Origin of the sequence: Rhizobium oryzicola (assembly GCF_030504645.1) — a bacterium.
GTDB lineage: Bacteria > Pseudomonadota > Alphaproteobacteria > Rhizobiales > Rhizobiaceae > Neorhizobium > Neorhizobium oryzicola.
Genome location: NZ_JAUKWQ010000001.1, coordinates 1,404,750 through 1,416,995, shown reverse-complemented (window position 1 = coordinate 1,416,995; position 12,246 = coordinate 1,404,750). Strand labels below are relative to the sequence as shown.

Below are 12,246 nucleotides of genomic sequence, written 5' to 3'. Positions count from 1 at the left end.
GACCAGGCCAAGGATAATGTGGCTATGTTCAACATTTGTTCCGAGCTATGGCACAGGGCGCCGCACATCATACCGGTTTTTGCAGAGATTGCCTGACGGGCCAGGCAGAAGGACTGAGGCGTTGCCGCGCCTGCGGAAGCCCGCGTCTTGTCTACCACCCGGAACTCTATGACCTCACCATCGCGCACATCGATTGCGATGCCTTCTACGCCTCCGTTGAGAAGCGGGATAACCCTGAACTCGTCGACAAGCCTGTGATCATTGGCGGAGGAAAACGCGGCGTCGTTTCCACCGCCTGCTACATCGCCCGCATCAACGGCGTTCGCTCTGCCATGCCCATGTTCAAGGCGCTGGAGGCCTGTCCGGATGCGGTGGTCATTCGGCCCAACATGGAGAAATATGTCACCGTCGGGCGACAGGTGCGCGCCCTGATGCAAGAACTGACGCCGCTGGTGCAGCCGCTTTCCATCGACGAGGCCTTTCTCGATCTTTCGGGAACCGAGCGCCTGCATCACGATCCGCCGGCGCGCATTCTCGCGAAACTCGCCCGTCGCATCGAAAGAGAAATCGGCATCAGCATTTCCGTCGGCCTCTCCTATTGCAAGTTCCTCGCCAAGGTCGCGTCCGATCTGCAGAAACCCCGCGGCTTCTCCGTCATCGGGCAGGCGGAGGCGGTGGGTTTTCTGGCGCCGCGCCCGGTCACGACCATCTGGGGCGTCGGCAAGGCTTTTGCCGGGACGCTGGAGAAGGATGGCATCCGCACCATCGGTCAGTTGCAGACCATGGAAGAGAGCGATCTGATGCGCCGCTATGGCACCATGGGACAGCGCTTGTGGCGTCTGGCGCGCGGGATTGATGACCGCACCGTGCATCCGAACGATCCCGCGAAAAGCGTTTCCGCCGAAACGACCTTCTTCGACGACATCTCCCGGTTCGAGGATCTCGTGCCCATCCTTCGGCAGCTTTCGGAAAAGGTCTCGACGCGCGTCAAGCGCCAGGGCGTTGCGGGGCATACGGTGGTGCTGAAGCTGAAGACCGCCGACTTCAAGAGCCGCACACGCAATCGGCGCTTGGAAGACCCGACGCAGCTTGCCGACCGCATTTTCCGCACGGGGCTCAACCTCCTTGAGCGGGAGACGGATGGCACAAAGTTTCGACTGCTTGGCATTGGGGTGACTGATCTCACAGACCCGGCCCGAGCCGATCCACCGGACCTTGTCGACCAGCAGGCGACGCGGCGGGCGGCGGCGGAAGCTGCGATGGATAAACTGCGCGACAAATTCGGGAAACAGGCGGTCGAAACAGGCTACACTTTCGGGACGCGCAACCGGGACTGATGCCCCGGATCAATGAAATGTGATGCGATCATCCACAGGTCAGGGTAGCAGATCTCTCCTCCGGAAACCTTCGTTAAACTTCGCGGCGTATTTTAGCGGTTCTGTTTTGCGTAAGATGAGGTGCCCCCATGTCCCGAAAAGCCATGCTTGCCCTGGCTTTGCTGTCGAGCTGCGTGTTGACCACCGCAGCCGAAGCGGCCTCCCGCACCTTGCAGATCATTGTCTCGAAAGACACGCAATCGCTTGCCGTCTATGACGGCGACAAGGTGATCGCCACCTCGAAGGTTTCGACCGGCAAGGAAGGCCACGACACGCCGACCGGCATCTTTTCCATTCTGGAAAAGCAGAAATTCCACCGCTCGAACATCTATTCCAATGCGCCCATGCCGTGGATGCAGCGGCTGACCTGGTCCGGCATTGCGCTGCATGAATCCGACAGCGTGCCGCGTCGCCCTGCCTCACATGGTTGCGTGCGCCTGCCCGGCGCCTTTGCCCGCGAACTCTACGGCATGACCGAGCGTGGCGTGCACGTGATTATCGCCGACGCCGCCGTCGAACCGCGCGTCATCAGCCATCCGGATCTCTTCCAGCCACCGGCACCGGTGCCGGACCTTCTCTCCGACGTGCCATTGCGGCCCTCCACGGTCGGCGTGACGATGCAGGAGGTGCAGGTGGCCATGCATGTGCCGAAGCCGGAGATTGACCTGAGCGCCCCCTCCCCGCAAAAAGCAGAGGAAGCGGAACCGGCGCCGATCCGCATTCTGATCACGCGTCGCACCGAACGCGACAACATTGCCGACATCCAGTCGATGCTGACCGAACTCGGCTTTGACGCAGGTGAGCCGGATGGCGTGGTCGGCACTGCCACCCGCTCGGCGATCCTCGGCTACAAGCGCTGGAAAGGCCTGCCCGAAAAAGGTCCGCTCTTTACGGACGCACTGATCAAAGCCCTGCACGCCTCGACCGACCGCCCGATGCCACCGGCGGGCCAGCTCCTGGTGCGCCAGGGCTTCAAGCCGATCCTTTCGCAGTCCGTGCCCATTCGGGATCCGCAGATCGCACTCGGTACCCATTTCTTCAATGTGGCTGACGTCGATCGCAAGAAAGGCGCAGCAGAATGGCAGGGGCTCAGCCTGCCAAACGTTCTATCCGCATCCACCCGCCAGCGCTTCGGGATCACTGAGGATGCCTCGGAAGGTCCCGAGGCCATGAAGGCCGCCCTTGACCGTATCGAGATCCCGGCAGACTTGCGCGCTCAGCTCGGCAAGATGATCTCCACCGGCAGCTCCCTCACCATCAGCGATGAAGGCGTTGGCCCCGATACCGGCGATGGTACGGATTTCATCACCATCACCCATTCCAAAGCGCGGAGCTGAGCCGCGCTCTTCTCAGACGAGTTCGACATCCAGCACACCGGGCGCTGCCCGGAGTGCCGCCGCGATTTCCGGCGAGATGCGGTATTTCTCAGATAGCTCCACCTCGATCTCGCGCTGGCCGTCATCCTTGATGACGACGAAGGAGACAAGGCCATCACCGCGCGTATTGAGGTGGCGCGCCACGGTTCTGAGCGGTCCTGAATCGCGCACATAGACGCGAAGCGCCTTCTGCATCTGAACCGACTTCTCCTCCAGCGACTGCACCGTCTGGATGCGAAGCCCGATGCCTTCCGGCCGCTCATCCGCCTGCACAACGATGACAAGCGATTTGCCAGGCTCCAGCAGATCGCGGTACTGGTTCAAGGCTTCAGAAAACAGCACCGCCTCGAACTGACCGGTGGCATCGGAAAAGGTGACGATGCCCATCTTGTTGCCGGTGCGTGTCTTGCGCTCCTGCTTGCCTGTCACGGTGCCTGCCAGACGCCCGTTCGTCGCGCCCGCCTTCACCGCGGCGGAAAAATCGGCAAAGTTCTGGACACGCATCTTGGCCAGCACATCCTTATAGGTATCAAGCGGATGTGCCGAGAGATAGAAGCCGAGCACCTGATACTCGCGCATCAGCTTTTCGGATGCGGTCCAGGGATCGAATTGCGGCAGGATCAGCTTTTCCGGACCAGCCGCCGAAGACGATCCGAACATGTCGTGCTGACCGCTCGTCTTGCCTTCCGCGGCACGTTGCGCATAGCCAATGATGCGGTCGAGGCCCGTCACCAGTTCGGCGCGGTCGCGTCCGAAGCAATCGAAGGCACCGGCATAGATGAGGCTTTCCAGCACGCGCCGATTCACCTGCTTCGGGTCGATCCGCAGGCAGAAGTCCTCAATGCTCTCGAAGGGCTTGTCGCCGCGTACGGCGACAATGTGCTCCACGGCAGACTCGCCCACACCCTTGATAGCGGCCAGCGAATAATAAATGCAGTTCTCGCCCGTCTCGAACATGCGGAACGAGGTCTGGATTGAAGGCGGCACGACCTTGATGCCAAGGCGCCCCGCATCCTGACGGAAGTCGTTCAGCTTCTCCGTATTGGCCATATCATAGGTCATCGACGCGGCCAGGAACTCGACCGGGTAATGTGCCTTCATATAGGCCGTCTGGTAGGAGACGATCGCGTAGGCGGCCGCGTGCGATTTGTTGAAGCCGTAATTGGCAAACTTTGCCAGAAGATCGAAGATTAGATCAGCCTGTGGCTTGGACACGCCGTTCTTGATGGCACCATCAACGAAGCGGGCGCGCTGCTTGTCCATCTCCTCCTTGATCTTCTTACCCATGGCACGGCGTAGAAGGTCGGCTTCGCCGAGCGAATAGCCGGACAGGACCTGCGCGATCTGCATGACCTGTTCCTGGTAGACGATAACGCCCTGCGTTTCCTTCAGCAGGTGGTCGATCGTCGGGTGGATCGACTCGATTTCCTCCTCGCCATGCTTGCGGGCATTGTAGACCGGGATGTTTTCCATCGGACCTGGACGATAGAGCGCCACCAGCGCGATGATGTCCTCAATGCAGTCTGGCCGCATGCCGAGCAGCGCCTTGCGCATGCCGACACTTTCCACCTGAAACACGCCGATAGTCTCGCCGCGCGACAGCATCTCGTAAGTCTTCTGGTCATCCAGCGGGATCTTCGCGAGATCGACGGAAATCCCCCGCTTGGCAACGAAATCAACCGCCGTCTTCAACACCGTCAGCGTCTTCAGGCCGAGGAAGTCGAACTTCACCAGACCCGCCTGCTCCACCCACTTCATGTTGAACTGGGTGACCGGCATATCCGAACGCGGATCGCGATACATTGGCACCAGCTTTGACAGGGGGCGATCCCCGATCACGATGCCGGCGGCGTGGGTCGAGGCATGCCGGTAAAGCCCCTCGATCTTCTGAGCGATATCGAGAAGCCGGGCGACGACGGGCTCCTTCTCCGCCTCTTCCTGCAGCTTCGGCTCTTCCTCGATCGCCTTGGAGAGCGGTGTCGGATTGGCCGGATTGTTCGGCACCAGCTTGCAGATCTTGTCCACCTGCCCGTAGGGCATTTCCAGCACACGGCCGACGTCGCGCAGCGCGGCGCGAGCCTGCAGCGAACCGAAGGTGATGATCTGCGCCACCTGCTCGCGCCCGTACTTCTGCTGCACGTAGCGGATCACCTCTTCCCGGCGGTCCTGGCAGAAGTCGATATCGAAGTCCGGCATGGAGACGCGTTCCGGGTTGAGGAAGCGCTCGAACAGCAGCGAGAAACGCAAGGGATCGACGTCCGTGATCGTCAGTGCATAGGCAACCAGCGAGCCTGCACCCGAGCCACGACCCGGACCGACGGGGATATCGTGCTGCTTGGCCCATTTGATGAAGTCCGAAACGATCAGGAAGTAGCCCGGAAACTTCATGCGCTCGATGACCGAAAGCTCGAAATCAAGCCGCTCGCGGTAATCCTGCTCCGTATAGCCGGCGGCCATGCCAAGTTCGGCCAGACGCGCTTCCAAACCCTCCACCGACTGCCGACGAAGTTCGTTCGCCTCGGCGCGCTCCGCCTCTTCCTGATCGCCCGTACCGCCAGTGAAACGCGGCAGGATGGGCTTGCGGGTATTCAGAACGAAGGAGCAGCGGCGAGCGATTTCGACGGTGTTTTCCAGCGCCTCCGGCAGGTCAGCAAACAGTGCGGCCATTTCCGCTCGGCTCTTCAGGCAATGATCCTGCGTCAGGCGGAATCGACTGTCGTCGGAAACGATGGCGTTGTGCGCCACCGCCATCAGCGCGTCATGCGCATCATAATCGGATTTGGACGGGAAGAAGGCCTCGTTGGTCGCAACCAGTGGAAGATCGTGCTGATAAGCAAGGTCGATCAGCTTGCGTTCATGGCGACGGTCGAAATTGGCATGGCGCTGCAGCTCGACATAGAGCCGGTCGCCGAACACTTTCTTCAGTCGCAGCAGCCGCATTTCAGCTTGCGCGCTGTGACCGTCCTTCAGCAGAGGGTCGATTGGGCCGGAACTGAAGCCGGTCAGCGCAATGATGCCATCCGCCCCCTTCTCCTCCAGCCAGGACATGCGGATGTGCGTGGCCTGACTGCCCTCGCCGCCGAGATAGGCTTCGCTAATGAGATCGACCAGCCGCTCATAGCCGACATCATTTGAGGCCAGCAGAACCAGCGACGGCAATTTGACAAAACCTTGCTGTCGCTTCTCTTCTCCCTGGTCTTCCATGTCGATGGAGACCTGGCAGCCGATGATGGGTTGGATGCCATCGCCGACTGCCTTCTGAGAGAACTCCAGCGCGACGAAGAGATTGTTGGTATCGGTAATGGCAATGGCGGGCTGACCGTCAGAGACCGCCTTGCCGAGGATTTTCTTGAGCGGCAGCGCGCCTTCCAGAAGCGAGTAGGCGGAATGAACCCTCAGATGGACGAATTGCGGCGTCGCTTCTTTTTCACCAGCCGGCGCCGGGGTTGTTGCCATATCCGCCATTGATTCATCACCTTCATTCTCAATCGACCCATTGTCCGAAGAAGGCCTGCCAAAGTCCACCCTTACCGTGAAGGATCAACCGCTTTTCGGCGATGGCGCCGTCACATCGACATGACGAAGAGGCTGAGGCTGGCAAGAAACATCATGATGGATGCGAATGCTGCGATGTCCCGGAGAATGTCTGTCATCGTCCCGCTCCTGTTCTCTGATGTTTTTATTTTGTTCTATTCTTGTTCGCGCGTCAACAACAAGAACGAAGGCGGAACAAACTTATTTAATGAAAGGTGAATGGCAGGAAATTTGCCCGGTTTCCACAGGCAATGGAGCGCGATCACGCGACCGGAACGGCCCGTGGTTTGGTTTCTGTTCTTGCTGCATGCTCCGGGCGGAAAATCGCTTCACACTTTTCATGAGCATGCGGGTATTTCGGCCGGGGCGCTGAAAGCTGCCTCGTATTGGGTAGTATAGGTAGCACCTCTCAGCGCCCCGTTCGGTCGTTTCTGCCCGCGGGTGGGGTCCCTCTGACTGGAAGATCAGACCGAGCCGTTTGCCATCGCCGTTCCCACAGGCTCTTTCGAACCGGCAGGCGGACAACGGGCGATGCGAGCCCGAACCCGTCTTCCCCTTGTGTGCCACACAGGCACGTCCGGCGCGCCGCTGGGTATTTCGGAGAGGCCGCGCTGACGTCCGACGCGCATCCTCTCCGCCCGTGTCGCCGGAGGGGGACTCAAGTTTCGCGGACCCGGATCCTGAGGCTTTGCGTCTTATCCCCACAACCCGAACCGGCCCCGCATCGCCGGCACGCCTGCCGGTGTATCCGCTGCGGAACGAAGTGATCGTAGGCATGAGTTTCGGGGGCGGGGAAAATTTTCTTCGCCGTCTTCCTCGGGCTTGATCCGAGGATCGATTGAAAGGCAAATGGGATCAACCGGTTGCGGATCCGAACGAGGCGGCGAGATTGCTTCCGTCTCGCCTTTTGCTTCCCCGCATCGATCCTCGGGTCAAGCCCGAGGATGATGGGGGACGGTGAAAGGACCGTTACACCCTGCGCTCCTTCACCTTCTCTGCACGGATCAAAAACCTTCGCGACCCGGCAGATCCGAGGCGCCGGTGGCGACATAGACCATGGCGACGATGATCAGTTCCATCAGAAGCATAGCCAGAATCACATGCGTAACACCGAGGCGGCGAGGCGCATGGCGCGGCAGCGTGAGCGAACGGCAATAGCCGGAACGTCGGACAGGACGTACCCTCATCTGGCTATCCGCGTAGAACGGTGCTTGTCGACACTTGGTGCCATGACCTTCTCTGCCAGATCATTCAGGATTGCCAGGATCTGATGCTCCGGCAGGCAGCAGACGGAACAGGGGGCGCCCGCACAATCATACATCGCAGCGCGCACCGCCGAACCACGATCGGCGAAAACGCCCGAGACGAGACCGTCTCCATCGCATACCAGCCAACGGCCACCGGCCTCACGGCCGATTAGGAAACGGACGGTGGCATGCACATGCCGATACGGAAAATTGACGCGCATGGCACATCGCCTCAAACCCACGAGGCGCTGGCAATGCCGATCAAGGCAAGCCCACCCAACCCCATCAAGGCGAGAAGCCGAAGGAAAACGCTAAGGCCAGGCTGGGAGCGGACGGCGGGCTCGAAGGGCTGCTGCCAACGCCGCGCTTCCTTTTGGGCAAGATGTTGCGCGAGGGACAAGCGATCCAGACGATCGTACATGGCAATTCTCCTTCGAACGAGCGCAGCCGCAATGGCGGCAGCTGCTTTAGAGGAAGGACGTTATGCATCTCGGGATAAGGTTTCGATGGGAGAGACGATGGCGGCAGATAAGGAAATGATCAAGACTGGCCACCTGCGCCGAGGCAGCTCAGAACTCCACAACCTTGCCGTTTTCGATCGTGACGCGGCGGTCCATGCGGCCGGCCAGTTCATGATTATGGGTCGCGATCATGGCAGCCAGACCCGACTGGCGCACCAACGCCTCCAGCGCATCGAACACATAGGATGCAGTCTGCGGATCGAGATTGCCGGTCGGCTCATCGGCCAGCAGCAGCAAAGGCGCGTTCGCCACCGCACGTGCGATTGCCACTCGCTGCTGCTCGCCGCCTGACAGTTCCGCCGGGCGGTGATCGCCGCGATGGCCAACACGCATGTAATCCAGGAGTGCCGCCGCACGTTCCTGCGCTTCCTTGGGCGCAAGACCGGCAATCATCTGCGGCATCATCACGTTTTCCAGCGCCGAAAATTCCGGCAGCAGGTGGTGGAACTGGTAGACGAAGCCGATATCCGACCGGCGAATCGAGGTCCGCTGCTCATCTGTCAGCTTTCCGCATTCGCGGCCATTGATGAAGACTTCCCCATTGTCTGGATGCTCCAGCAGGCCAGCGACATGCAGAAGCGTGGATTTGCCGGTGCCTGATGGCGCAACGAGGGCGACGATTTCGCCGCTGCGGAGTTCGAAGTTGGCGCCCTTCAGAATGGACAGAACGGTGTCGCCCTGACCGTATTGGCGATCCACACCGGCGAGCTTCAAGACGGATTTGCGTGGTGGCATGAGCGTCAGTCGGTCCTATTCGTAACGGAGCGCCTGCACCGGATCGAGGCGCGAGGCCCGCCAGGCGGGGAAAATGGTGGCGATGAAGGACAGAACCAGCGCCATGATGACGACGGACATGGTCTCGCCAAAGCTCATTTCCGCCGGCAGCTGGCTGAGGAAATAGAGCTGCGGATCAAACAGCACGGTGCCTGACAGCCAGGAAAAGAACTTGCGGATCGACTCGATGTTGAGACAGACGATCACGCCGAGGAGAACGCCGGCAAGGGTGCCGACAATGCCGATCGCAGCACCCGTCATGAAGAAGATGCGCATGATGGCCTTCGACGAGGCTCCCATGGTGCGCAGGATGGCGATGTCGCTGCCCTTGTCCTTCACGAGCATAATGAGGCCGGAGATGATGTTCAGCGCGGCGACCAGCACGATCAGCGTCAGGATCATGAACATCACGTTGCGCTCCACCTGAAGGGCGGAGAAGAAGGTCTGGTTCCTCTGCCGCCAGTCGGTGATATGAATCTGGCGGCCCGCGGCTTCCTCGATCTTGGGCTTGAGGCTGTCGATCTGGTCAGGGTCCTGCACGAAGAGTTCGATCGACTGGACGATGCCGTCGGCATTGAAATAGCTCTGTGCTTCCGCGAGCGGCATGTAGATGATCGAGGCATCATATTCGGACATGCCGATCTCGAACACGCCCGACACCGTATAGGACTTGACCCGTGGCGTGACCCCCATTGGAGTGACATCGCCTTCCGGCGACACGAGCGTGATCTTGTCACCGGCGCCAAGGCCGAGCGACGCCGCCAGACGCGACCCCACGAGAACACCTGAACCCGTTGCAAATCCCGTCAGATCGCCGGAGCGGATATTGCCGGAAACGGACTTCAGCTTTTCCAGATCCTCGGCCCGCACGCCGCGTACCAGCGCGCCGGAACCCGCCCCTTCGCGACCAGACGCCAGCGTCTGGCCTTCCACCAGCGGCAGGGCCATGGTGACACCTGGAACGCTCGTGAACTTCTTCGCGAGGTCTGCGTAATTGTTAAAGGGCTGGTCGATCGGCTGGACGATCATGTGACCGTTGATGCCGAGAATGCGGGAGATCAGTTCCGTGCGAAAGCCGTTCATCACGGCCATGACGATGATGAGCGTCGCAACACCCAGCATGATGCCAACGAAGGAGAAGCCGGCAATCACGGAAATGAAGGCTTCACGGCGCCGGGAGCGCAGGTAGCGCCACGCCACCATCCGCTCGAAGGCGGAAAAAGGACCGGCCGCAGGGCTTGCGCCCTGCTCTTCATCCCAACGATCCTTGGTGGTGGCGTTTGCCATGTTGCCTCCTGCCGCTTTCACGACGCTGTCATTCTTCTAAAGGCGGTCTTATCAGGCCGTGAGGCGGTTCAGCGCCGCTTCAACCGTCATGGTCTCGCGGGCACCCGTCTTGCGGTCTTTCACTTCCACTTCACCCGTCGCGGCCGAACGGGGGCCAACGATCAGCTGAACCGGGATACCGATCAGATCCGCCGTTGCGAACTTGGTGCCGGCGCGGTCGTCAGTGTCATCGTAGAGCACATCCTTGCCCGCCTTCGTCAGGCCCTTATAGAGGCTGTCACAAACGCGGTCGCAGGCCTCGTCACCCGCCTTCATGGTGATGACCATGGCATCGAAGGGCGCAACCGATTCCGGCCAGATGATTCCATTCTCGTCATGCGAGGCTTCGATGATGGCGGGAACAAGGCGGGTCGGGCCAATGCCGTAGGATCCCATGTGGACAAGGTGTTCCTTGCCATCAGGTCCCTGCACCTTGGCGCCCATCGGCTCAGAATATTTCGTGCCGAAATAGAAGATGTGGCCGACTTCGATGCCGCGGGCGGACAGGCGGTCGCCTTCCGGAATGGCGTTGAAGGCGGCTTCGTCATGCATTTCAGACGTTGCGGCATAGGCGGACGTCCACTTGTCGAAGATCGCCTGCAGGCCGGCGATGTCATCGAAATCCGTGTCGACCGAGGGGATTTCGAAGTTCACGAAGTCTTTATGAGAAAAGACTTCCGATTCGCCCGTATCCGCCAAAATGATGAACTCGTGGCTGTGGTTGCCGCCGATCGGGCCGGTATCGGCGCGCATGGGAATGGCGCGCACACCAAGCCGCGCGAAGGTGCGCAGGTAAGCCACGAACATCTTGTTGTAGGAATGGATGGCGTCCTCGCGGGTCAGATCGAAGGAATAGGCATCCTTCATCAGGAACTCGCGCGAGCGCATCGTGCCGAAACGGGGGCGGATCTCGTCACGGAACTTCAGCTGGATGTGGTAGAGGTTGAGCGGCAGGCTCTTGTAGGACTTCACGTAGGAACGGAAGATGTCCGTGACCATTTCCTCATTGGTCGGGCCATAGAGCATCGGACGGTCCTGGCGGTCCTTGATGCGCAGCATTTCCTTGCCATAGGCCTCATAGCGGCCGCTTTCCTGCCAGAGTTCTGCGGATTGCAGCGTCGGCATCAGAAGCTCAACGGCGCCTGCCCGGTTCTGCTCTTCGCGGATGATGGCATTCACCTTGTCCAGAACGCGCTTGCCCAGCGGCAGCCAGGAATAGATCCCCTGGCTCTGCTGGCGGATCATACCCGTCCTGAGCATCAGACGGTGAGACACGATTTCCGCTTCCTTGGGGTTCTCCTTCAGGATCGGCATGAAGTAGCGAGACAGGCGCATCGGATTTTCCGGGTTCTTTTAGGGCGTTCCTGTGTGCCAGGAATCGACGGATGATGAAGCAATATAGGGCTGGCTACATAGCTTGTTCGGAGGATGAAGGAAACCCGCCTGCACGCGCGCCACGCACGCAAGGACAAACGTTCCACAGTGGCACGGATGCCTTGATTGCGCCCACTTTGTGACAAGTATGATAATTTCTTTGTCAACAAGATTTTTTTTCACGACTGTAGTAATTATGCAAAAATTAAGAGTGACAAAGCCCAAACGCTAGGCTAGTTTCGGCTCATAAAAGAGGCAGGGAGTTCAAATTTCTGCCATTCGCGGTCAAGTCTTGGGAGGATCAGATCTTAGGCGCGCATGCTCGCAGCCCCGGCAACGGTTAAGGATCACGCGAAACTAAGAACAAGGCTTAACGGCCTTGTTTTTTTTTGATTTACCGGCAGCGTAGTGACCATCTTCCGTAACGTAAACCCCGTTACCGTGTTGCGCCGAAATCGGGAATGACGCGCGGAAACGAACTGAGGCTGATGCCGTAGCGGGTCGAGACGAAATACCAGCCTGCATAGAGCGCAGCCGAAACCAGGGTGGTCAACAGCACCACACGCCCGCCGCGAAACCGCGTTGGTGCGCTCTCCACAGTCCCCAGCACCACTTCGCCATCTTCGCCTTGCGTCCTCAGCCCAAAGGGCAGAACAGCGAAAAGCGTGATCCACCAGATCACGAAATAGACGGCAAATGACGAAACAAATTGCATTTT

Annotated in this window: 10 protein-coding genes; 2 read left to right on the top strand and 8 right to left on the bottom strand. The window is 59.8% G+C overall.

The annotated features are described in order from the left end of the window. Nucleotides 1–47 precede the first annotated feature (47 nt). Together Q2T52_RS07045 and Q2T52_RS07040 are read left to right on the top strand one after the other, a co-directional pair. Nucleotides 48–1,337, top strand: coding sequence for a DNA polymerase IV (locus tag Q2T52_RS07045; protein WP_302075933.1), 1,290 nt, complete (start codon nucleotides 48–50; stop codon nucleotides 1,335–1,337). A gap of 128 nt (nucleotides 1,338–1,465) precedes the next feature. Then, nucleotides 1,466–2,713 carry a L,D-transpeptidase family protein gene (locus Q2T52_RS07040; RefSeq protein WP_302075932.1) on the top strand — a complete coding sequence of 416 codons (1,248 nt, stop codon included), beginning with the start codon at nucleotides 1,466–1,468 and terminating at the stop codon, nucleotides 2,711–2,713. Between the two features lie 12 nt (nucleotides 2,714–2,725). Here the strand turns inward: Q2T52_RS07040 and dnaE are convergent, their stop codons facing one another. The 8 genes from dnaE to Q2T52_RS07000 form a co-directional block, all read right to left on the bottom strand. After that, nucleotides 2,726–6,208 (bottom strand): DNA polymerase III subunit alpha, encoded by a 3,483-nt coding sequence (gene dnaE, locus Q2T52_RS07035; protein ID WP_436799505.1) that lies wholly within the window; start codon nucleotides 6,206–6,208, stop codon nucleotides 2,726–2,728. Between the two features lie 1,082 nt (nucleotides 6,209–7,290). Continuing rightward, the gene (locus Q2T52_RS07030; protein WP_302075930.1) at nucleotides 7,291–7,473 is read right to left on the bottom strand and encodes a hypothetical protein; all 183 of its coding nucleotides are present in this window, start codon (nucleotides 7,471–7,473) and stop codon (nucleotides 7,291–7,293) included. Beyond that, entirely contained in the window at nucleotides 7,470–7,754 is a 285-nt protein-coding gene (locus Q2T52_RS07025; RefSeq protein ID WP_302075929.1) for a hypothetical protein, read from the bottom strand. The genes Q2T52_RS07030 and Q2T52_RS07025 overlap by 4 nt, the downstream gene beginning before the upstream one ends. Before the next feature lie 11 nt (nucleotides 7,755–7,765). Further along, nucleotides 7,766–7,954, bottom strand: coding sequence for a hypothetical protein (locus tag Q2T52_RS07020; RefSeq protein ID WP_302075928.1), 189 nt, complete (start codon nucleotides 7,952–7,954; stop codon nucleotides 7,766–7,768). A gap of 148 nt (nucleotides 7,955–8,102) precedes the next feature. Next, nucleotides 8,103–8,789, bottom strand: coding sequence for an ABC transporter ATP-binding protein (locus Q2T52_RS07015; protein WP_302075927.1), 687 nt, complete (start codon nucleotides 8,787–8,789; stop codon nucleotides 8,103–8,105). 15 nt (nucleotides 8,790–8,804) lie between these two features. Next, nucleotides 8,805–10,115 (bottom strand): lipoprotein-releasing ABC transporter permease subunit, encoded by a 1,311-nt coding sequence (locus tag Q2T52_RS07010; protein WP_302075926.1) that lies wholly within the window; start codon nucleotides 10,113–10,115, stop codon nucleotides 8,805–8,807. Between the two features lie 51 nt (nucleotides 10,116–10,166). Continuing rightward, complete coding sequence (gene proS / locus Q2T52_RS07005; RefSeq protein ID WP_302075925.1) at nucleotides 10,167–11,489, bottom strand: proline--tRNA ligase; 1,323 nt, start codon at nucleotides 11,487–11,489, stop codon at nucleotides 10,167–10,169. 475 nt (nucleotides 11,490–11,964) lie between these two features. Then, nucleotides 11,965–12,243, bottom strand: coding sequence for a DUF1467 family protein (locus Q2T52_RS07000; protein WP_302075924.1), 279 nt, complete (start codon nucleotides 12,241–12,243; stop codon nucleotides 11,965–11,967). Nucleotides 12,244–12,246: the final 3 nt, after the last annotated feature.